Below are 21,056 nucleotides of genomic sequence, written 5' to 3' on the forward strand. Positions count from 1 at the left end.
GCGCTCGATGCGGATCTTCCACGTCCACGAGGCCTTCACCGAACTGCCGGCGCTGCCGGCGCAGTTGCCGGCCGGCGGCTTTGTCTGGATTGCCAGCGGCCGCCGCGAGTTCGAGGTCGGCACTGCCGAGATCCAGGCCGCGCTCGGTGCCTGGGGCGCCGGCCAGCTGGTCGACCTGCACCTCTCCGACCTGCTCAACAACCAGCTGCCCTCGCAGCACGACTACACCTCCTGGTACGACGTGCTCGTCTTCCGGCGGCTGGCCGCGGCGCCGGGCGCCAGCGAGCTCTTCGTCGACGACCAGCATGGCACCGCGCAGAGCGCACGTCGGGCGCTGGCCTCGATCGACACCAGCCCGGTCGGCTTCGCGCTGTTCGACCGCGTGCTGCTGACGGTGCATCCGACCGAATGCTCGGTGCGCGAGTTCTTCATCAGCCGCCTGGCGCAGCTCGCAACACCCGGCATCGGCCCCGACGCCGCCATCGCCCCGGCACCCGGCGACGCCAAGCCCGCCGGCCCGCGGCTGCCGCCGAATCCGGCCGACCTGATGCTGCGCATCGTCAACCACATGGTCGACGGCTACCTCGACCTGCGCCGGCTGCTGACGCGCCAGCTCGGCTACCTGCAGCAGGAACTGCTCGGCTCGCGCAGCGGCCGCTTCGACAACTGGCAGGCGCTGCTCGAGAGCCGCAACGCGCTGCACGCGCTCGAAGACATCTGCGAGGACCAGCGCAGCGCGATCCAGGAGTGGATCGACGCCCTCGCCGAATGGCCGCTGCCGGCCGACAAGAAGGAGGCGCGCGAGCGCGAGCTGCTGCGGGTGCGCTCGAAGGACGTGCTCGAGCACATCGAGCGCGTGCTCGGCCATGTGCGCCGGCTCGAGAGCTCGGCCGAGAGCTCGGTCCAGATGTACTTCTCGGCGCAGAGCAACCGCATGAACGACATCATGCGCACGCTCACGGTGATCACCGCGATCTTCATGCCGCTGAATCTGATCACCGGCATCTTCGGCATGAACTTCGATGCGCTGCCGCTGATCCACAGCGTCTCCGGCACCTGGCTGGTGCTGCTGTCGCTGGCGGTGGTGCCGGCGCTGCTGATCTTCTGGTTCCGGCGCAAGAACTACATCGACGAACAGCACCGCTGAGCGCCGGCCCGCCGGCCACGCTTCAGTGCGCGCCGCCGAGCGTCTGCAGCGCCAGGCACAGATCGTCCCAGGCCCGCGCCTTCTCGAGCGGGCTGCGCAGCAGGTAGGCCGGGTGGTAGCTGACGATGGTCGGCACGCCGGCCACTCGGTGCACGCGCCCGCGCAGCTTGCCGATCGCGTCGCTGGTGTGCAGCAGCGACTCCACTGCGAAGCGTCCCATCGCGAGGATGATCCTCGGCTGCACCAGCTCGATCTGGCGCTGCAGGAAGGGCGCGCAGCGCGCCACCTCCTCGGGCTGCGGGTTGCGGTTGGCCGGCGGCCGGCACTTGAGCACGTTGGCGATGTAGACCCGGCGCGCCGGGTCGTCGCCCTCGGCGGCCTGGCGTGAAACGCCGATCGCGGCCAGCATGTTGTCGAGCAGTTGCCCGGCCTTGCCGACGAAGGGCTCGCCGCGCAGGTCTTCCTGCTCGCCGGGGGCCTCTCCGACGATCATCCAGTGAGCCCGTTGATGGCCGACGCCGAACACGGTCTGCGTCCTCGACTCGCACAGCGAACAGGCGGTGCAGGCGGCCACGGCCGCGCGCAGCGCCGGCCAGTCCATGGTCGCGACCGGTCCGGTGACGAGTTGGCGAGGCGTGGCCGGCGCGATGGCCGGCGCACGGGGCGACGCCGCGGGCTGCGCAGGCAACACGGGGGCGGCCGCGGCAACGTCGGCCTCGGGCTCCGGCTCGGCCTGCGGCCACAACCGCACGCCCATCGCTTCGAGCATGCGCCGCTGGCGCTCATCCCAGGCCATGCAACACCTCGGGCAGCGACAGGCTCATGACGACCGCATCCTCGCGTCCCGTGCCGCGCGCCGGATAGTAGTGGCGGCGCAGCCCGCAGTTGCGAAAGCCGAAGCGCTCGTAGATCTCGCGCGCGCGCTGGTTGGAGGCCCGCACCTCGAGCCAGAGCTCGCGCGCGCGCAGCGATACCGCCTGGGCGCGCAGCGCGTCGAGCATCAGGTGCGCGTAGCCCTGGCGCTGCGCGGCCGGCGCGACCGTGAGGTTGAGCAGGTGCAGCTCTTCGACACCGGGCATCGCGATGTAGTAGCCGACGATGTTGTCCGGCGTCGCCCGCAGCACGCGCAGCGTGTAGCCGGCGCTCATCGAGTCCAGGAAATTGCCGCGCGTCCACGGAAAGTCGTAGGCGGCACGCTCGATCTCGGTCACGACGTCGAGCATCGAGGTGTCCATCGGCACCAGCGCCGGCGCGGGGCGGCTTTCGCGGGCGAGCGCACTCATGCTGCCCCCAAGGCGCTGCGCGCCGCCCCCCCAAGGGGGAGCGAGCGCCTTCGGAGCGGCCGAGCGGCGCTCATGGAGTTGCCGCCGCCGCGGCCTGCTTGGCAACTTGCACCGCCTCGCGCTCGGCGGTGGTCAGCGCGACGCGGTCGCGCACGTAGAGCGGCAGCGCCTGCGCCGCGTCGAGCCGATCGCCGCGAGACCACTGCCAGCGCGCCAGCTTCAGCAACGCCTCGGCACGCGGCGCCGCGGCGGGCGCACGATGGCCGCCGAAGCCGGCCCAGGCCTCGGCATGGGCCAGCAAGGAGTTGCCGGCCACCGCGAAGCCCGGCGCCAGGTCGCGCGCGAGATCGGCCGGATCGTGCAGCGCCGGCTCGCCGAGCAGTTGCCAGCCAGCGTCGGCACCGGCATCGCGCCGATAGGCGGCGGCATAGGCCTCGCCCATGCGCGCGTCGACCGCGACCTGGATCGCGTCGCCGGCGCCTTGGGCACTCGCGTCCTCGGCCACCGCCATCAGCGTGTCGAGCTGTAGCACCGGCTTGCCGAGCCCGAAGGCCAGGCCCTGGGTGACCGCGCAGGCGGCGCGCACCCCGGTGAAGGCACCGGGCCCGCGGCCGTAGCCGATCGCATCGAGTTCGTGCCAGCCGATGCCGGCCTCGTCGAGCAGGCCGCGCAGCGCCGGCAGCAGTGCGGCCGAGGCCTGCGCGCCACCGGCGAGGGCGCGCGTGTACGAGCGGCCGCGCAGCGTCAGCCCGAGATGCAGGAACTCGGTGGCGGTGTCGAGCACCAGCAGCGTCGGCGCCACCGCAGGCTTCGGAGTTGCAACTTCTGGCACGGTCATCGCGGTCGAGTTTAGCGGCGCCCTTCCCTATGATCGGCCGATGCACCTTGCCTCCTGCCTCCGCCAAGCGGCGACGCTGTCGTCCCTGGGCCTGCTACTGGCCGCGCTGCCCGCCGTCGCCGCCGAGCGCGAACTGCCGGCGCCGGTGCGCGCCGCGCTGCGCCAGGCCCAGATCCCCGAGTCGGCGCTGGTGGTCCGCGTCGAGCCGCTGGCGCCGGCGCGCGCCAGCCCGCCACGGCTGAGCTGGCGTGCCGAGGAGGTGGTCAACCCGGCCTCGCTGATGAAGCTCTACACCACCGGCGCCGCGCTCACTTCGCTTGGCCCGGCTTGGACCTGGAGCACGCCGATCTACACCACCGGCCCGCTCGAAGGCGGCGTGCTGCAGGGCGACCTGGTGATCGTCGGCCGCGGCGACCCGAGCCTGACGCTGGAGCGCATCTGGCTGCTGCTGCGCCAGGTGCGCGCCCGCGGCGTGCGCGAGATCCGCGGCGACATCGTGCTCGACGGCAGCGCCTTCGCACCCGGCGAGGGCGATCCGGGCGACTTCGACGGCGAGCGGCTGCGCCCCTACAACGTGCGCCCGGACGCCCTGCTGCTGAACTTCAAGGCCGTCAACCTGAGCTTCCAGCCCGAGCCTGCGCGGGGCGTGGCGCGGGTCAGTGCCGATCCACCGCTGCCTGGCCTGCCCCACGAGATCACCGTACCGCTGGCCGCCGGCGACTGTGGCGACTGGCGCGGCGCGCTGCGCCTGGACACCAGCGATCCGACCCGCTGGCGCCTGGCCGGGGCCTACCCCGCGGCCTGCGGCGAGAAGAGCTGGCCGCTGGCCTACGCCGACGCGCGCGCCTACAACGCGCGCCTGCTCGAGCCGATGTGGCGCGAGGTCGGCGGCGCGCTCACCGGCCGCGTGCGCGAAGGCACCACGCCACCGGGCGCGATCCTGTTGACCGAGTTCGCCTCGCCGCCGCTGGCCGCGGTCGTGCGCGACATCAACAAGTACAGCAACAACGTGATGGCGCAGCAACTGTTCCTGAGCCTGCCACTGGCCGCGCCGGGTGCGGAACCGCCCGCCACGCCGGCGGCCGCACGCGCGCTGGTCCAGGCCGAGGTGCAGCAGCGCAGCGGCTGCGAGCCGCCGTCGGTGATCGTCGACAACGGTTCCGGGCTGTCGCGCCAGTCGCGCAGCAGCGCCGCCTGCCTTGCGGCCTGGCTGCAGGCGCTGGCGGCCGAGCCGATCTGGTCGGAGCTGGAAAGCTCGCTGCCGCTGACCGGCGTCGACGGCACCACGCGCCGCCCCGGCCGCCAGTGGGGCACGGCGCTCGGCCGCGCGCACCTCAAGACTGGCTCGCTGCGCGACGCGATCGGGCTCGCCGGCTCGGTGCTCGGCACCTCGGGCCGGCGCTACGTGCTGGTGGCTGTGATCAACCATCCCAACGCGCAGGCCGGACGGCCGGCGCTGGACGCGCTGGTGCAGTGGACGGCCGACGACGCCGCCCCCGCCCGCGAAATGAGCCGCGGCCGCGAACCCGAAGGCGCGCGGCCGCAGTAGTGTGCCGATCCGGCGCCGCCGGGGCGCCGGACGGATCGCTGTCTCAAAAGGTGTAGCCGACCGAGAGGGTGTAGACGACCGGGCGGAAGTCGATCGTCGTGGTGCGCACGATGTTGCCGGCGTTGGTCGTCGTGGTCGCGGTCATGTCGCTGCTGACGTCGGCATAGGCGATCGTGCCGACGATCGACCAGTTGCGATCGATCTGGTAGGTCAGGCCGACATGCGCCGCGACGCCCCAGGAGTCCGTCATGTCGATGCTGGTCGGCCCGCCGCTGGCGGCGTTACCCGAGGCGGTGCTCTTGGCGTCGGTGAACTTCGTGTAGTTGAAGCCCACGCCGACAAAGGGCGACAACCCGGCCATCACGGCGTTGAAGTGATAGTTCAGGAAGAAGGTCGGAGCGACCTGCTTGACCGTCGAGATCTGCCCGAAGGGCTCGATGAACTGGGTGCCGTAACCACTGTGCTCGGGCGGCACGCCGAGCGCCGCCTCGACACTCCAGGCCGGCGCGAAACGGTAGACCACGCCGAAGCCGACGGTGCCGGCGTCGCCGACACGCACGCCGGCCTCGACGCCGGGCGGCAGCGTCGGCGGCGCGCTGGTCAGCGGGTCGGCCTTGGAGTGGACGTCGATGTAAGCACCGCCGACGTAGACGGTGAGGCCCTGCAGCATCTCCATGCTCTGGGCCGAGGCAGTGCCGGCAGCGACGGTCAGCGCCAGGAAGGCGGCCAGGCGAAGGCTCTTGATCTTGTGCATCGCGCTCTCCCTTACAGCAGCGTGCTGAAGAAGCCGCGCACGAAGGCGCTGCAGAACGGCGCGGCATTGCCGTGGTCGCCGGAGGTGTTGGGCAGCGGGTAGGTTTGCTGGAAGCCACCGGCCAGCTGCGCGGCCGCCGGGCCGAGCGTGCCGTTGATCGCGGCCAGGTCGCCGCGCAGGTCCAGCGCCGGCACCAGCAGCCCCTTTGATCCGAAGAAGATCTGGGCATCGGTGGTGTTGAAGCCATACACCGTCGGGTCGGCGTTCGAGTAGCACAGCGCAACCTTGCCCTTGGGCGTGAAGTTCAGCAGCGAGTTCAGGTCGGCCGCCTTGCGGAAGCCGTTGTTGGTGTTGCTGAAGAAGTCGGCGCGGAAGGCCTCCTTGATCAGACCACCGGTGCCGAACAGTCGGGTGAAGGTCGGATCGGCCGGCAGCTTGCCGGCGGCTATCAGATCGGGCACCGGCGTGTCGGTCGGGAACAGCGTCTCGGCGGTGGCGGCATACGGATCCTGGTAGGCATCGGTGGCCGTCGCGTACACGTTGCCGTAGGAGCGCTGCCAGCTGGTCAGCAGCATCGGCGTGAAGATCGTCGCGCCACCATTGACCGTGCAGTTGATGCCGCGCGGATTGCCGTCGCAGACGCCCGGGTTCGGACCGCTGTTGACCAGGGTCACGAACTTGCCGAGGTTGTACGGGCCGGACATCGGACCCGAGGCCGTGACCGTGAACTCGCCCGCGTAGTCGCGCTCGAGTGCGCGATGCACCGCCATCGCCACGTGACCACCCTGCGAGTAGCCGGTCAGGAAGAGCTTGGCCCCCGGCTTGTTGGTGCTGGCCGCGTTGAGATGACTGAAGGCCGCGCGCATGCCGTCGACCACGTCGACCGCCTGGTTCTCGGCGTTCAGGTAGGGGTGGTACTGCAGGCTCGACTTGTCGTAGCCGAGATAGTTCGGCGCCACGACGATGAAGCCCTGGGCGGTGAACATCGCCGCCACCAGCGAGGCTTCGCCGTTGTTCTGGACGTCGGCCATGTTGAACGAGCGCAAGGTCGTCGTGCCATGCGCGTAGACCACCACAGGCAGCTTGCCGGTGCCACCGCCGGTGCAGCGCGGGTCGGTCCCGTTGGGCACGAGCGCGGCGGTCGACGCGGTCTGCGGCAGCCCGGCCGGATCGCGCGTCATGTAGAGCACGTAGCGCACGTCGACGCCGCAGACCGGCGCACCGGCGATCTGCAGCAGGCCCTGGCCAGACGCGCTGCCCTGCAGGGCGGCGGTGAACTGGGCCGCCGTCAGCGATCCGGCAAGCTGCGCGGTGATGATCGTGGCGCGCGCCGGCGGCGCGTCTTCACCATCGCCGCCACAGGCGGCCAGCAGCAGCGACGCGGACAGGGCCGCGGCCATGCCCAGGGGACGCAATCGGATCATCAGCGAGCTCCTCAGCTGTCGACCGCCCGAGGATGCGAACGGTCGTTCTATTTGGGAGGGCTGACTTTAGAGGGCCACCTCGACGCAACCGAGGCGGAAAAACCCGATGGCGCAACGCGCGTGGGCTCGACCCAGATCGCGCGAAGCGGCCGACCCCTGCTACGACGGCCTTGTAGAGGCCAGCCCGCTGGCGTCGCGAGCCGCGGCGGCCGCACGCCCCCCTAGAAGGGGTTATTGACCGCGCGCTGGACGGCAAGGTTGCCGGTCTGCAGCTGCGCGCCGGGGCCGACCCGACGATCGTCGGCAAAGAGATAGTTGCCCGAAGTGGCACCGGTGACGAGCGTCTCGCTGGTGCAGTTGGGCAAGGCCACCGTGCAGGCCGGCTGCGTCCAGTTGGCGTAGCCGTAGCCGGGCGGGTAGCTCATGACGACTCCCACGTACTCGTCAAGCTGGATCAGGCCGATGCGCCGGCCGTCGTTGTAGATCGTAGAGCGAAGCTTGGCGTTGAAGCGCTCGGTGATCTGGCGCAGCGCGTCGACGCGGTCGAAGTCGGGACGGGCCGCCTGCTCGGCCAGCGCAAAGGGCGTGATGCCGACGTTCGGCACGGTCACGATCAGCACCCGGGCGCCGGCATCGGCCAGCCGGTTGACCTGCTGGGCCAAGGCCGTGCCGGCGGCCTCGCCGGCGGCACGCGCGTTGCCGATGTCGGCCCCGCTGCTCATCGCCTGGTAGGCGGCAATGATGTCCTTCTGGCCGGTGTAGACCGTGGTCAGGTCGCTGTTGGTGAAGCCGGCAGCGCCGGCCGCCGCGGTGATCTGTGCGGCAAGCTCGGCCACGCCTGTGTCGGCGGCGGCAAAGATGCGCCCGCGCGGCGTGGCCGTGTCGAGGTTGTTCGGGCACTCGGCGAAGCCCATGTTGTAGTGGCCGGTCAGCACCTGGACCCAGATCGGGTTGAGCCCGCAGTTGAAGGTCGGCAGCACCGGCGGCACGGCGGTGCTGTCGCCGGCCGTCAGCCCGTTGATGCCGTAGCGCGCGCCGGTGGGCGTGAGCACGCTGCCCTCGTCGCCGAACACGAGGACGCGACCGGGCTGGAATGTGGTCACCAGATCGCCGCCGCCACAGGCGTTCAGCATCAGGGCGCCGGCCAGACCGGCGCAGGCGAGGCCAAATCGGCCGAGGCGGGGGAGTGACAGCTTCTTCATGGGAAGGCGGGCGTTGGACGCGGTCTGGGGCAGGCTGAAAAGAGGGATGTCCGGGATATCAGGCGGCGGCGCGGCGCAGGCGGTCACGCACGCCGGCCCAGGCCGGCTCGTCGGGGGGTTCCTCGACCCACAGGACCGAGACACCCGCCGCGTCGAACTCGCGCAACGCGGCAAACAACTCATGGGCCGCGGCGGCCGCATCGGCGGGCATGCGCCGGAAACGCAGCCCGCGCGGCACGTCGCGCAGGTTCAGTGAATATACCGCCAGCCGCTGCGCGCCCTCGACCGGCAGCACTTCGCCCGGAAGCACGTCGAGCGCGGCGCGCAGCTGGCGCAGCGGCATCAGGCGCACGGTGGCGGTCGGTGCGTAGTGCTGCTCGAGCGTGCCAGAAGCGCGCGGCGCACCGGCATCGGCGGCGCGCAACGGCACGCCGGCGGCGGCCTCGATGCGGCTCGCCTCGAGCACGCCGGGCCGCAGCAACACCGCGCCACCGCGCGAGCAGTCGACGATCGCCGACTCGATGCCGAGCGCGCAGTCGCCACCGTCGAGGATTCTGAGTCCGGCGTCGAACTCACTCGCCACATGCTGCGCGGAGGTCGGGCTGACCCGGCCGAAGCGATTGGCGCTCGGCGCCGCCAGACCGGGTACACCGAGCCTTGCGGCGGCCTCGAGCAACGCCCGCGCCACCGGATGCGCCGGGCTGCGCAGGCCGATCGTGGCCTGGCCACCGGCGGCCGCGGCACCTAGCTCGGGCCGGCGCGGCACGATCACGGTCAGCGGACCGGGCCAGAAGGCCTCGATCAGGCGCCGCGCGACCGGCGGCAGTTCGGCGGCAAAGGCCTCGGCGCCGGCGACGTCCGGCACATGGACGATCAGCGGGTGGTCGGCTGGCCGGCCCTTGGCGGCGAAGATCTTGCGCACCGCGCCATCGTCGTCGGCGCGCGCGCCGAGGCCATAGACGGTCTCGGTCGGGAACGCGACCAGCTCTCCATCCGCCAGCGCCTGCGCGGCGCGGGCAATCGAGGCTTCCAGGTTGCCCGGCAGGATCGGCATCGCGTTCGGTCAGAGGCCCGGCAGGCCGAGGATCGCCGCAGCCCGATCGACCTGCAGTCGCGCGCCCTCGGGCGAGGACGCGGTCAGCGTCAGGTGGCCCATCTTGCGGCCGCGCCTGGCTTCGGTCTTGCCGTAGAGATGCAGGTGGGCGCCGGGCAGCGCCAGCACCGCGGCCCAGTCGGGCTCGCGCTCGCGCCCTGCGGGGTCGAACCACAGGTCGCCGAGCAGGTTCAGCATCAGCGCCGCCGAGTGCAGCCGTGGCGCCACCAGCGGCAGCCCGGCCATGCAGCGCACCTGCAGATCGAACTGCGAGACGTCGCAACTGTCGATGCTGTGGTGGCCGGAGTTGTGCGGCCGCGGCGCCATCTCGTTGGCGACCAGCGAGCCGTCCTTCAGCACGAAGAGCTCGACGCACAGCACGCCGACGTAGCCCAGGCCGTCGGCGATGCGGCGTGCCGCATCGTGCGCGCGCTCGGCCAGCGCGGCGTCGACGCCCGGCGCCGGCACCTCGGTGACGGCGAGGATGCCGTCGCGGTGCAGGTTGCGCTGGATCGGCAGCGCGACGCTGGCGCCCTGCGCGTCGCGCGCGATCACGAGGCTGATCTCGAAGTCCAGTGCCAGCATCTGCTCGAGCACGCAGGGCACACGGCCGAGCTCGGTCCAGGCGGCCACCAGCGCGGCGCGGTCGCGCACCCGCACCTGGCCCTTGCCGTCGTAGCCCATGCGCGCGGTCTTCAGGATGCCGGGCAGCAGCGAGTCCGCCACCGCGGCGAGTTGTGCCTCGGTCTCGATCAGCGCATGCGGCGCGCAGGGCACGCCACAGCGCTCGATCAGCGCCTTCTCGGCGGCGCGATCCTGGCAGACCGCGACGGCGTCGCCGGCCGGTGCGGTCGGCACCCGCGCGGCCAGCGTGCGCAGCGCGTCGGCCGGCACGTTCTCGAACTCGGTGGTGATCGCGGCGCAGGCATCCGCCATCCGGGCGAGACCGCCGGCGTCCAGGTAGCCGGTCTGTACATGCAGGTGCGACACCAGCCCGGCTGGGCTGCTGGCATCGGCATCGAGCACCGCCGTGCGGTAGCCGAGCTGCTGGGCGGCGTGCGCGAACATGCGGCCGAGCTGGCCCCCGCCGAGCACGCCGAGCGTGGCGCCTGGGAGGATCGGGGCCGTCATCAGCGCAGCTCGGCGCTCATCGCGCGCGCGGCCTCGGTCTGGCGCGCGCGGAAGGCATCGAGCTTGGCCGCCAGCGCGGCATCATCGCGCGCCAGCATGGCGACCACGAACAACGCCGCGTTGGCGGCGCCGGCAGCTCCGATCGCAAAGGTCGCGACCGGCACGCCCTTGGGCATCTGCACGATCGAGTGCAGCGAATCGACGCCCTGCAGGTGCTTGCTCGGCACCGGCACGCCGAGCACCGGCACCGTGGTCTTGGCGGCCAGCATGCCCGGCAGGTGGGCCGCGCCGCCGGCGCCGGCGATGATCGCCGCCAGGCCGCGCGCCCGCGCGCCTTCGGCATAACGGAACATCTCGTCCGGCATGCGATGCGCGGAGACGACCTGCGCCTCGAAGGTGACGCCGAACTCGGCGAGAATCTCGGCCGCGTGACGCATGATGTCCCAGTCGCTGCTGGAACCCATCACCACGCCGACCAGGGGGGTTGCTGCGCTTGTCACAGCCCGCTCCTCGTCGAAGGCGCCCCGTGCTTACCAAGGAGTCGGGCCGCCTGATTGATCAATCCGCGATTGTAGGTGGGCGTTGCGACCCGCTCTTTCGCCCCCATCTGTGCCGCCATGATTGACATCACGCTCGACAACCTCGAGACCGAACTGATCCAGGCCTCGCTCGCGCAGCCGGTGCTGCTCGACATCTGGGCGCCCTGGTGCGGCCCGTGCAAGGCGCTCGGGCCGTTGCTGGAGAAACTGGAGACCAGCTATGCCGGCCGCTTCAAGCTGGCCAAGCTCAACAGCGACGAGCAGCCCGAGATCGCCGGCCAGCTGAGCCAGGCCTTCGGCGTGCGCTCGATCCCCTTCTGTGTGATGTTCGTCGGCGGCCAGCCGGTCGACGGTTTCGTCGGCGCGCTGCCGCAGGCGCAGATCGAGGCCTTCCTCGACAAGCACGTGCCGGGCGCCGATCAGCTCGCCGCCGCCGAGGAGGCCGAGGCCGCCGAGGAACTGGCCGCGGAGGGCGACGCCGAGGCCGCGCTGGCCAAACTCGGCGAGGCGCTCGCGATCGATCCGGGCAACGACGCGCTGCGCGCCGACTATGCGCTGCGCCTGCTCGACGCCGGCCGCCTGGCCGACGCCCGGCGCGTCTACGAGCCGCTGGCGCCGAAGGTCATCCTCGACGCGCGCGCGGCCGCGATCGGCCATTACCTGGAGGCCATCGAGGCCGTGCCGAAAGCGCGCAGCACCCAGGAGCTGGCATCGGTCATCGCCGCCAACAAGCGCGACTTCGAGGCCCGCTTCGAGCTCGCCCAGAGCCACTTTGCGGCGCGCCGCTTCACCGAGGCGATGGACGAACTGCTCGAGATCGTGATGCGCGACAAGGCCTGGAACGGCGAACTCGCGCGCAAGACCTACGTCGCGATCCTCGAACTGATGGGCAAGCCGAAGCCGGCCAAGGCCGCCGCCGAGGCGGCCAAGGGCACGCTCGAACTCACCGGTCGCGCCACGGTGGCGCCGGCCGATCCGCTGATCGACCAGTACCGTCGCAAGCTGAGCATGGCCTTGTTCTGAGCCGAGGCCGGCGCGGTCAGCGCACCGGCATCTCGACCCTGGCCAGCGCGAGATCGAACTGCTCGCGCACCGACTGCCGCAGTTGCTGGTAGCGCTGCAGCCGCTCCCGGCCACGCACCAGCAAGCCCTCGGCCTCGGCCTCGCGCCCCTGGTGTCGGCGCAGCAGCGCGACCCAGGCCAGCGTCGCTGCCACTTCCTCGTTGTCGTCGAGCCGCGCTTCGTCGCTCAATGCAGCTAGCGCGAGTGTTGCATCGGCTTCAGCTTCGTCGAGCCGACCGAGCTGGAGTTGGCACCATGCCCGTTCGGCCAGCAGGGCACCGGCATAGTGCTGCATGCCGTCGCGCAGGCCGGCATCGAAGTGCTGCCGGTACAGCGCCAGCGCCACCTCAGGCTGGTCGCTGATGACCATCAGCAGGGCCTTGAGCATCGGCACCATCGGATCCTCGTTGCCGATCCGCAGGTGGTCGTTGAGATGCTGCGCGGACTCCAAAGCCGCCAGCGTCTCGCGCAGTGGCATCAGCATGGCTGGCCGCGCCTCGGCGCCATAGAGCCGTTGCAGACGCGCGTTGTTGGAATCGATGCCGGCGCGGTTGTGCAGCAACGCCGCCAGGGTCGCGCCATCGCCTTCGGCAGTGGCGTGCTCGTGCGCCCGCCGGTACCAGCACTGCGCAGTCGGCAGATCGCCGGCGTAGTGGTAGCTCTGCGCCACGACCAGGCAGGCCCGCGAGCGGGCGCTGTGATGGCCCGGCTCGGCCTCCTGCAGCGCCTGCGCGGCGTAGCGCGCCATCAGCACCGAGTCGTTGCCGAGGTAATGCATGTGCGACAACCAGGCCGCAGCAAGTGCCTGCACGGGCCGCACCCGCGCCGCCGCCGCCATCGCCAGTGCGCGCGCCAGCGGCTGGTAGGCCGGCTCGTTGCGATCGCCGCAGTAGCCCACCAGCGCCCGCGCCAGGGCCAGCCACGCCGACAGCGTCGGCCGCGGATCGCGGGCCTGCAGCGCGGCGATCTGCTCGACCAGGGCCTGAGCTTCGTCGGCATAGCCGAGGCGGGCCCGCAGCACCGCCAGTTCGGCTTGAAGGCACGCGGCGGCGACGGGGTCGGCCGCCTCCGCGATCGATCGCTCAAGATGCTGCTGCAGACGCACGGCCATGATCAGCAGCGGCGGCGGCTCAGCCGGTCAGTCTTTCGAGCGCTTCGCGGTACTTCGCTGCGGTGCGTTCGATCACCTCGGCCGGCAGAGCCGGCGCCGGTGCACTCTTGTTCCAGGGGACGCCACTCACCTGCGCCTGCTCGAGCCAGTCACGCACGAACTGCTTATCGTAGCTCGGCGGATTGATGTCTTCGCCGTAGCTCTCGACCGGCCAGTAGCGCGAGGAGTCGGGCGTGAGCACCTCGTCCATCAGCGTCAACGTGCCCTGCTCGTCGAGGCCGAACTCGAACTTGGTGTCGGCAATGATGATGCCGCGCGTCAGCGCGTAGGCCGCGGCGCGCTGGTAGAGCTCGATCGAGACCGTCCGCACCCGCTCGGCGAGTTCGGCGCCGATGATCTGCTGCATGCGCTCGAAGCTGATGTTCTCGTCGTGCTCGCCCATCTCAGCCTTGGTCGCCGGCGTGAAGATCGGCGTCGGCAGCCGGCTCGCGTTCTTCAGGCCCGGCGGCAGCGCGACGCCGCAGACGTGGCCGTCCTGCTGGTATTCCTTCCAGCCCGAGCCGGCCAGGTAGCCGCGCACCACGGCCTCGACGGGCAGCGGCTTCAGGCGCTTGACGAGCATCGCGCGACCGCGCACCTGAGCCACCTCGTCGGGGGCGACCACGCTGACCGGGTCGTCACCGGTCAGGTGGTTCGGCACCACGCCGGCCAGCTTGTCGAACCAGAACAGCGCCATGCGCGTCAGCAGCTCGCCCTTGCCCGGGATCGGCTCGCCCATCACGACGTCGAAGGCCGAGAGCCGGTCGCTGGCGATCATCAGGATGCGGTTAGCGCCGACCGCGTAGTTGTCGCGCACCTTGCCGCGCGCCAGCAGCGGCAGCGAGTGCAGGGAGGACTGGAGCAGGGAAGCAGTCACGATCGGTCCCATCTGGGCTAGGGATTGTAGGAAGCGGCGTCGACGATCCGGCTCCTACCAAAGGAGGACGGGCGCCGAAGCGCCCGTATCCGCGGGGGAGGGTTGGACCCGGTTCAGGCCACTTGCTGGGCGAGTTCGCCGCGGGCGTACTTCTGGGCCACCACCGTCAGCGGATCGGCCTTGATCTTGGCGCCTTGGCCCTCGCAACCGAACTCGATGTAGCGCTGCTTGACGATCGCCTTGGCTGCGGCCGTGGCCGGCTTGAGGTATTCGCGCGGGTCGAACTTGCTCGGGTTCTCGTGCAGGAACTTGCGCACCGCGGCCGTCATCGCCAGGCGGATGTCGGTGTCGATATTGATCTTGCGCACGCCATGCTTGATGGCTTCCTGGATCTCGGAGATCGGCACGCCGTAGGTCTCCTTCATGTCGCCGCCGTACTTGCGGATCTCGGCCAGCAGGTCCTGCGGCACGCTCGAGGAGCCGTGCATCACCAGGTGGGTGTTCGGGATCCGGCGGTGGATCTCCTTGATGCGGCCGATCGCCAGGATGTCGCCGGTGGGCTTGCGGGTGAACTTGTAGGCGCCATGGCTGGTGCCGATCGCGATCGCCAGCGCATCGAGCTGGGTCTGCTTGACGAAGTCTGCCGCCTGCTCGGGGTCGGTAAGCAGTTGCTCCATCGTCATCGTGGCCTCGGTGCCATGGCCGTCTTCCTTGTCGCCCTTCATCGTCTCGAGCGAGCCGAGGCAGCCGAGCTCGCCCTCGACGGTGACGCCGAGCTTGTGCGCCATATCGACCACGGTGCGGGTGACGTCGACGTTGTAGTCGTAGCTGGCGATGCTCTTGCCGTCGGCCATCAGCGAGCCGTCCATCATCACCGAGCTGAAACCGAGGCCGATCGCGCCCTTGCAGACGTCGGGACTCTGGCCGTGGTCCTGATGCATCACCAGCGGAACCTTCGGCCAGGTCTCGATCGCGGCCAGGATCAGGTGCTTGATGAAGGCCTCGCCGGCGTACTTGCGGGCGCCGGCGCTGGCCTGCAGGATCACCGGTGCGCCGGTCTCGTCGGCGGCCGTCATCACCGCCTGCACCTGCTCGAGGTTGTTGACGTTGAAGGCCGGGATGCCGTAGCCGTTCTCGGCGGCATGGTCGAGCAGCTGGCGCATGGAAACGAGAGGCATGGCGGAACTCCGGAGGGTTGAATCAGCAACTGCTTCGATTCTAGGTCGGCGCTCTTTCGAGATGGGGGCTTACCCCACCCGGCACACCTTGAGCATGTTGGTGCCACCCGGGTGGCCCATCGGCTCGCCGCAGGTGATGGCGTAGGTGTCGCCGCGCTTGAGCACGCCGTGCTGCACCAGCAGCGACTCGGCCTCGCGCAGCGCCTCGTCGCGGTCGGTGTGCTGGTGCATCAGGATCGGCCGCACGTTGCGATAGAGCGCCATGCGGCGCTGGCTGCTGAGCTGCGCGGTCAGCGCGTAGATCGGCACGTGGATCTTGTTGCGGCTCATCCAGAGCGCGGTCGAGCCGCTCTCGGTGAGCGCGATGATCGCGCGGCAACCGAGGTGATGTGCGGTGAACAGCGCGCCCATCGCGATGCTCTGGTCGATGCGCTCGAACTGGCGGTTCATGAAGTCGGCGTCGAGCATCACGTCCTCGGCGCGCTCGGCCTCGAGCGCGATCGCACTCATCTGCTCGATGGTCTCGACGGGGTACTTGCCGGCCGCGGTCTCGGCGCTCAGCATCACCGCGTCGGTGCCGTCGAGCACCGCGTTGGCGACGTCGCTGACCTCGGCCCGGGTCGGCACCGGGTTGACGATCATCGACTCCATCATCTGGGTCGCGGTGATCACCACCTTGTCCATGTCGCGCGCCATGCGGATCATGCGTTTCTGCAGCGCCGGCACCGCGGCATTGCCGACCTCGACCGCGAGATCGCCGCGCGCGACCATGATGCCGTCACTGGCGGCCAGGATCTGCGCCAGCACCGGGATCGCCTCGCTGCGCTCGATCTTGGCGATCAGCGCCGGCCGGTGGTTGAAGGCTTCTCCGGCGACGTTGGCGAGCTGGCGCGCCATCTCCATGTCGGTCGCGTTCTTCGGGAAGCTGACCGCCAGGTAATCACTCTGGAAGCTCATCGCGGTGCGGATGTCCTCCATGTCCTTGGCGGTCAGGGCCGGCGCCGTGAGGCCGCCGCCGGCCTTGTTGATGCCCTTGTTGTTGGACAGCTCGCCGCCGACGACCACCGTGGTGTGGACCTCCTCGCCGCGCACCGCATCGACCGTCAGCCGCAGCAGGCCGTCGTTGAGCAGCAGCGTGTCGCCCGGCTTCACGTCGCGCGGCAGCGCCTTGTAGTCGAGGCCGACCCGCTCGTTGCAGCCAAGCGCGGTGGTGGCGCCATCGAGGATGAACTTCTGGCCCGGCTCCAGCATCGTCTTGCCGCCGTCGAACTTGCCGACCCGGATCTTCGGGCCCTGCAGGTCGGCCATGATCGCGACCTCGCGGCCTGTGGCCTTGGCCACCTCGCGCACCAGTGCCGCACGGGCGCGGTGATCGTCGGCCGTGCCGTGCGAGAAGTTGAGCCGCACCACGTCGACGCCGGCGCGGATCATCCGCTCCAGCACCTCGGGCGACGAGGAGGCGGGGCCGAGGGTGGCAACGATCTTGGTCGAACGGGGCATGCGGTCTCCGGTGTTGTTCACGGATTATCGGCATGCCCGGCCACCCTGCGGCCGGGGTGGCGGAGTATCGTTTATGCCGCCCGTCGGCCGAGGATCTCGAAGGCCGGCAGCGTCTTGCCCTCGAGCACCTCGAGGAAGGCGCCGCCACCAGTGGAGATGTAGCCCACGTCCTTCTCGATGCCGTACTTGGCGATCGCCGCCAGCGTGTCGCCACCGCCGGCGATGCTGAAGGCGCTCGAGGCCGCGATCGCGCGCGCCACCACCTCGGTACCGTGGCTGAAAGCCTCGAACTCGAACACGCCCATCGGGCCGTTCCAGACGATCGTGCCGGCGGCCTTGAGCTGGGCCGCCAGCTGCGCCGCGGTCTGCGGGCCGATGTCGAGGATCAGGTCGTCGGCGGCCACCTCGGCGGCCGGCTTGACGGTGGCCTCGGCATCGGCGGCAAAGCGCTTGCCGGTGACGACGTCGACCGGAATCGGCACCGCGGCGCCGCGCGCCTGCATCGCCGCGATCACCGCCTTGGCCGCCGGCACCAGGTCGGGCTCGGCCAGCGACTTGCCGATCGGCAGGCCGGCCGCAAGCATGAAGGTGTTGGCGATGCCGCCGCCGACGATCAGCTGGTCGACGTTCTTCGCCAGCGCCTCGAGGATGCTGAGCTTGGTGCTGACCTTGGAGCCGGCGACGATCGCGACCAGCGGCCGCTTCGGCTTGGCGAGCGCGGTGTTGATCGCATCGATCTCGGCCGCCAGCAACGGGCCGGCGCAGGCCACCGGCGCGAAAGCGGCGATGCCGTAGGTGCTGGCCTCGGCACGATGAGCGGTGCCGAAGGCGTCGTGCACGAAGACGTCGCAGAGCGCGGCGAGCTTGCGCGCCAGCGCCTCGTCGTTCTTCTTCTCGCCCTTGTTGAGCCGGCAGTTCTCGAGCAGCACGACCTGGCCCGGCGCGACCTGCACGCCGCCGACCCAGTTCGAACGCAATTCCACCGGACGGCCAAGCAGTTCGGCCAGCCGCTTTGCCACCGGCGCCAGCGAATCGGCCGGCTTGAACTCGCCCTCGGTCGGTCGGCCCAGGTGCGAGGTGACCATCACCGCCGCACCGGCGTCCAGCGCCAGCCGGATGCAGGGCACCGAGGCGCGAATGCGGGTGTCCTCGGTGATGTGGCCGGCGTCGTCCTGCGGCACGTTGAGGTCGGCGCGGATGAAGACGCGCTTGCCGGCAATGCGGCCCTCGCGCACCAGATCCTCGAAACGCAGCACCTTCATCGATCGGTCTCCTGGATGTTGTTCGTGGTCGGGGCGCCGCTCACCAGCCGAGGCCGATGCGCAGCGGCAGCAGCACCAGCATGCCGGTGACGATGGTGCCGAGGATGTCGCGCCGCCAGCAGAAGAAGTAGAGCGTGGCCACGACCGCACTGTAGACGCGGGCGTCGCGCCAGGGCGCTGTGATCAGCTCGCCCTGCACCATCACGATCTCGGGCACCACCACCGCCGCCAGCGCGGCCAGCGGAGCGTAGCGCAGGCCGCGCTTGAGCCAGCCCGGCATCGCGATCTCGCGCTCAGAGATGAAGAAGAAGCAGCGCGTGAACACCGTGATGACGGTCAGCCCGACCACGGCCAGAAGCACTTCAGTGGTCGACATCGCGGCGATCATGCGAGTTTCCCCATCGCGCGAACCGAGCCGTCGCGCGGCTTGCGACGATCGGGCGTGAGCATGACCCGCAGGCGCCGGCCGGCGTCGCCGCTGCCGTCGATGAACAGGCCGACGCAGACCGCCGCCGCGATCGCGACCACGATGTTGAGCTTGAAGGGTAGCGCGAAGGCCGCCACCGCGGCGCCGCCAGCCACGATCGCCGAGACCATCGTCGCGCGGTCGGACAGCAGCGAGTAGGCCAGGCCCAGCAGCGCCAGCGTGCCGGCAAAACCGAGGCCCCATTGCGTGGGGATCGCTTCGGCCAGCAGGATGCCGATCACCGAGGGAATCTGCCAGGCGCTGTAGTTGGTCAGCACCGAGCCCCAGAAGTACGAGAGCTGCTCCTGATGCGCCGCGGGCGACTCGCTCTGCTCCAGTTCGGCGCCGCCGGCGGTGCCGGCCGGCGCGAAGCGCTTCATGAACAACACGTAGTTGATGTCGCCGGCGAAGTAGCCGAGCAGCAGGCGCAGCGGTCGCGGGTAGGGCAGGAAGTACGGCCGCCACTGCGCGCTGAAGATCACGAAGCGCAGGTTGACGCAGAAGGCCGTGGCCCAGATCACCCAGACCGGCGCGCCGCTGACGATCAGCGGCACCGTCGCCAGTTGGGCGCTACCGGCAAAGACCGTGAAGTTGATCAGCAGCGCCAGCGGCACCGACAGGCCGCCCTTGACCATCGCCACGCCGGTGACCAGCCCCCAGGCGGCAACGCCGATCGAGGGACCCAGCATTTCGCGCGCGCCGACACGGAAGGCGGGGTGGCGGACCGTGGTGCGCCAGTCGGGGGCAGCTAGGGACATACCCGCATTGTCCCACCGCCCCCGGACCGACCCGGCCCGCGGGGTTTATTCGGCGGCGAGGCCGCCGCGGCGATGGCTCTACAGCTTGCTGACGCTACCGCTGCCGGCCACCGAGGCCTTGAGGCCGGCGTCACCGCGCCAGCGCACGTCGCCGCTGCCCGCGATCGAGACATCGAGGGTCTTGCTCGCCTGCACCTTGGCATCTCCGCTACCGGCGATGCGAACGCTCACTTGGTCAGCGTCGAGTGCCGTGGTGTCGACGTCGCCGCTGCCCGACACCGCAATCGACAGCGTCGCGGCGCGGCCGCTGGCGCGGATGTCGCCGCTGCCGGCGATGGACAGGGCCAGCGATTCGGCGTTCAGGCCCTCGATCACCAGGTCGCCCGAACCCGACACGCTGGCGGCCAGCGCGGGGGTCTTCAATGCCTCGAGGTGGACGTCGCCGGAGCCGAAGATCGCCAGGCCGCGCAGTGTCGCCACCTCGACCACGATCTCCGGCGTTGCGCTGGCGCGCACTTGCTCGCCGCGCTTCCAGGCGATCTCGAGTGCCCGGTCGGGACCGACGGTGGTCTCGACCAGCGCCTGAAGGTTGTCGTCGGTGCGCACCAGCACCGACTCGCGGCCGGTCGGGCGCACGCGCAGCTTGAAGGGCCCGCGCAGGCGGATCGTGTCGAAACCGCTGAGCGCGCGGATCTGTTCAGTGCGGTTGCCCGAACCGGCGGTGCTGTTGCCCCAGGTGGCGGCTTGCGCCACGCCGGAGCCCATCAGGGCGAGGCCGAGACTGCCGAGCAGCAGCAGTTGACGGCGCGAGGCCCGGGCGGCCGATGGACGACGGGTGGTCGAGGACGGGGTCATGAGGCGCTCCTTGCAGGATGTTCGATGCCCGCAGGATGAGCTTGCAGCCCGCCGCCGTCGCGGGCGATGAGACGAAGCGTCGCCCGGCCCGGCCGAACTGCCGGCGCGCGCGACGGACGGCGCGCCGCTCGGCCCCGCACTAGCCTTGCACGCCCTGCGCCATCGCCATCAGCTTCTCGACCCGCTCCTCGGTCGCCGGGTGGGTGCTGAACAGGCCGCGCAGCCCGCCGCCGGAGAGCGGATTCATGATCATCATCTGGGCCGTCTCGGGGTGACGCTCGGCGGTCTCGAGCGGCGTGCCCTGCGCGGCGCGCTGGATCTTCTGCAGCGCGCTGGCCAGCGCCTGCGGGTCGCCCGAGATCTCGGCGCCGCCGCGATCGGCCTCGAACTCGCGCGCGCGGCTGATCGCCATCTGGATCAGGCTGGCGGCGATCGGCGCCAGGATCGCCACCGCGATGCCGGCAATCGGGTTGCTGCGGCCATCGCTGCCGCGGCCGAACAGCATCGCGAAGTTGGCAAGCATCGAGATCGCGCCGGCCATCGTCGCGCTGATCGTGCTGATCAGGATGTCGCGGTGCTTCACGTGCGCCAACTCGTGCGCCATCACCCCGCGCAGTTCGCGCTCCGAGAGCACACGCAGGATGCCGGTGGTGGCGGCGACCGCCGCGTTCTGCGGATTGCGGCCGGTGGCGAAGGCGTTCGGCGCGTCCTCGTTGATCAGGTAGACCTTGGGCATCGGCAACTCGGCCTTCTGCGCCAGCTCGGCCACCATCCGGTAGAACTGCGGCGCGGTGGTCTCGTCGACCTGCTGCGCGTTGTACATCTTCAGCACCAGCTTGTCGCTGAACCAGTAGCTGAAGAAGTTCATGCCGACCGCGACCATCAGCGCCAGCATCATGCCCTGGCGACCGCCGAGCATCGAGCCGAGCGCCATGAACAGCGCGGTGATCGCCGCCATCAGGATGGCGGTCTTCATGATGTTGAACAT

Annotated in this window: 21 protein-coding genes; 3 read left to right on the forward strand and 18 right to left on the reverse strand. The window is 70.5% G+C overall.

The window, feature by feature from the left end; translation table 11 throughout:
- The first annotated feature begins 7 nt into the window (after positions 1-7).
- Positions 8-1,147 carry a magnesium transporter CorA family protein gene (locus tag EV670_RS06410; protein ID WP_130431015.1) on the forward strand — a complete coding sequence of 380 codons (1,140 nt, stop codon included), beginning with the start codon at positions 8-10 and terminating at the stop codon, positions 1,145-1,147.
- 22 nt (positions 1,148-1,169) lie between these two features.
- Here the strand turns inward: EV670_RS06410 and EV670_RS06415 are convergent, their stop codons facing one another.
- The 3 genes from EV670_RS06415 to tsaB form a co-directional block, all read right to left on the reverse strand.
- Positions 1,170-1,943 carry a uracil-DNA glycosylase gene (locus EV670_RS06415; RefSeq protein WP_130431016.1) on the reverse strand — a complete coding sequence of 258 codons (774 nt, stop codon included), beginning with the start codon at positions 1,941-1,943 and terminating at the stop codon, positions 1,170-1,172.
- Entirely contained in the window at positions 1,930-2,430 is a 501-nt protein-coding gene (gene rimI, locus EV670_RS06420) for a ribosomal protein S18-alanine N-acetyltransferase (protein WP_130431017.1), read from the reverse strand. Before rimI ends, EV670_RS06415 begins: the two co-directional genes overlap by 14 nt.
- A gap of 70 nt (positions 2,431-2,500) precedes the next feature.
- On the reverse strand, positions 2,501-3,268 hold the full coding sequence (gene tsaB, locus EV670_RS06425) for a tRNA (adenosine(37)-N6)-threonylcarbamoyltransferase complex dimerization subunit type 1 TsaB (RefSeq protein WP_130431018.1): 768 nt from the start codon (positions 3,266-3,268) through the stop codon (positions 2,501-2,503).
- 40 nt (positions 3,269-3,308) lie between these two features.
- Between tsaB and dacB the strand changes: the two genes are divergently transcribed.
- Positions 3,309-4,817 (forward strand): D-alanyl-D-alanine carboxypeptidase/D-alanyl-D-alanine endopeptidase, encoded by a 1,509-nt coding sequence (dacB, locus tag EV670_RS06430; protein WP_130431019.1) that lies wholly within the window; start codon positions 3,309-3,311, stop codon positions 4,815-4,817.
- 43 nt (positions 4,818-4,860) lie between these two features.
- Here dacB and EV670_RS06435 read toward each other — a convergent pair whose 3' ends face one another.
- The 6 genes from EV670_RS06435 to purE all read right to left on the reverse strand — a co-directional run bounded on the left by EV670_RS06435 (position 4,861) and on the right by purE (position 10,885).
- Positions 4,861-5,571: an OmpW/AlkL family protein gene (locus EV670_RS06435; protein ID WP_130431020.1), complete on the reverse strand. Its 711-nt coding sequence runs from the start codon at positions 5,569-5,571 to the stop codon at positions 4,861-4,863.
- Between the two features lie 11 nt (positions 5,572-5,582).
- Positions 5,583-6,995: an alpha/beta hydrolase family protein gene (locus EV670_RS06440; RefSeq protein ID WP_130431021.1), complete on the reverse strand. Its 1,413-nt coding sequence runs from the start codon at positions 6,993-6,995 to the stop codon at positions 5,583-5,585.
- Positions 6,996-7,216: 221 nt separating this feature from the next.
- Positions 7,217-8,197 (reverse strand): SGNH/GDSL hydrolase family protein, encoded by a 981-nt coding sequence (locus EV670_RS06445; RefSeq protein ID WP_130431022.1) that lies wholly within the window; start codon positions 8,195-8,197, stop codon positions 7,217-7,219.
- A gap of 58 nt (positions 8,198-8,255) precedes the next feature.
- Positions 8,256-9,251: an L-threonylcarbamoyladenylate synthase gene (locus EV670_RS06450; protein ID WP_130431023.1), complete on the reverse strand. Its 996-nt coding sequence runs from the start codon at positions 9,249-9,251 to the stop codon at positions 8,256-8,258.
- A gap of 9 nt (positions 9,252-9,260) precedes the next feature.
- A complete protein-coding gene (locus EV670_RS06455) occupies positions 9,261-10,421 on the reverse strand; it encodes a 5-(carboxyamino)imidazole ribonucleotide synthase (RefSeq protein WP_130431024.1) in 1,161 nt (386 codons plus the stop codon).
- Positions 10,421-10,885 (reverse strand): 5-(carboxyamino)imidazole ribonucleotide mutase, encoded by a 465-nt coding sequence (gene purE, locus EV670_RS06460; protein WP_130431680.1) that lies wholly within the window; start codon positions 10,883-10,885, stop codon positions 10,421-10,423. Before purE ends, EV670_RS06455 begins: the two co-directional genes overlap by 1 nt.
- Before the next feature lie 153 nt (positions 10,886-11,038).
- Between purE and EV670_RS06465 the strand changes: the two genes are divergently transcribed.
- Positions 11,039-11,983, forward strand: coding sequence for a tetratricopeptide repeat protein (locus EV670_RS06465; RefSeq protein WP_130431025.1), 945 nt, complete (start codon positions 11,039-11,041; stop codon positions 11,981-11,983).
- A gap of 16 nt (positions 11,984-11,999) precedes the next feature.
- On the opposite strand, the gene EV670_RS06470 is transcribed toward EV670_RS06465, so the two are convergent.
- The 9 genes from EV670_RS06470 to htpX all read right to left on the reverse strand — a co-directional run bounded on the left by EV670_RS06470 (position 12,000) and on the right by htpX (position 21,056).
- Positions 12,000-13,133: a hypothetical protein gene (locus tag EV670_RS06470; protein WP_130431026.1), complete on the reverse strand. Its 1,134-nt coding sequence runs from the start codon at positions 13,131-13,133 to the stop codon at positions 12,000-12,002.
- A 19-nt stretch (positions 13,134-13,152) separates the two neighbouring features.
- Positions 13,153-14,061, reverse strand: a complete 909-nt coding sequence (locus tag EV670_RS06475; RefSeq protein ID WP_130431027.1) for a phosphoribosylaminoimidazolesuccinocarboxamide synthase — start codon at positions 14,059-14,061, stop codon at positions 13,153-13,155.
- 101 nt (positions 14,062-14,162) lie between these two features.
- On the reverse strand, positions 14,163-15,227 hold the full coding sequence (gene fba / locus EV670_RS06480; RefSeq protein WP_130431028.1) for a class II fructose-bisphosphate aldolase: 1,065 nt from the start codon (positions 15,225-15,227) through the stop codon (positions 14,163-14,165).
- 69 nt (positions 15,228-15,296) lie between these two features.
- Positions 15,297-16,727 (reverse strand): pyruvate kinase, encoded by a 1,431-nt coding sequence (gene pyk, locus EV670_RS06485; RefSeq protein ID WP_130431029.1) that lies wholly within the window; start codon positions 16,725-16,727, stop codon positions 15,297-15,299.
- Between the two features lie 71 nt (positions 16,728-16,798).
- Positions 16,799-17,989 (reverse strand): phosphoglycerate kinase, encoded by a 1,191-nt coding sequence (locus EV670_RS06490; protein ID WP_130431030.1) that lies wholly within the window; start codon positions 17,987-17,989, stop codon positions 16,799-16,801.
- A 40-nt stretch (positions 17,990-18,029) separates the two neighbouring features.
- Positions 18,030-18,365, reverse strand: coding sequence for an AzlD domain-containing protein (locus tag EV670_RS06495; protein ID WP_130431031.1), 336 nt, complete (start codon positions 18,363-18,365; stop codon positions 18,030-18,032).
- Between the two features lie 8 nt (positions 18,366-18,373).
- Positions 18,374-19,213, reverse strand: coding sequence for an AzlC family ABC transporter permease (locus EV670_RS06500; RefSeq protein ID WP_130431032.1), 840 nt, complete (start codon positions 19,211-19,213; stop codon positions 18,374-18,376).
- A gap of 78 nt (positions 19,214-19,291) precedes the next feature.
- Positions 19,292-20,068, reverse strand: coding sequence for a head GIN domain-containing protein (locus EV670_RS06505; RefSeq protein ID WP_130431033.1), 777 nt, complete (start codon positions 20,066-20,068; stop codon positions 19,292-19,294).
- 139 nt (positions 20,069-20,207) lie between these two features.
- Entirely contained in the window at positions 20,208-21,056 is an 849-nt protein-coding gene (gene htpX, locus EV670_RS06510) for a zinc metalloprotease HtpX (protein WP_130431034.1), read from the reverse strand.

Source organism: Rivibacter subsaxonicus (assembly GCF_004217215.1).
In the GTDB taxonomy this organism is placed as follows: Bacteria; Pseudomonadota; Gammaproteobacteria; order Burkholderiales; family Burkholderiaceae_C; genus Rivibacter; species Rivibacter subsaxonicus.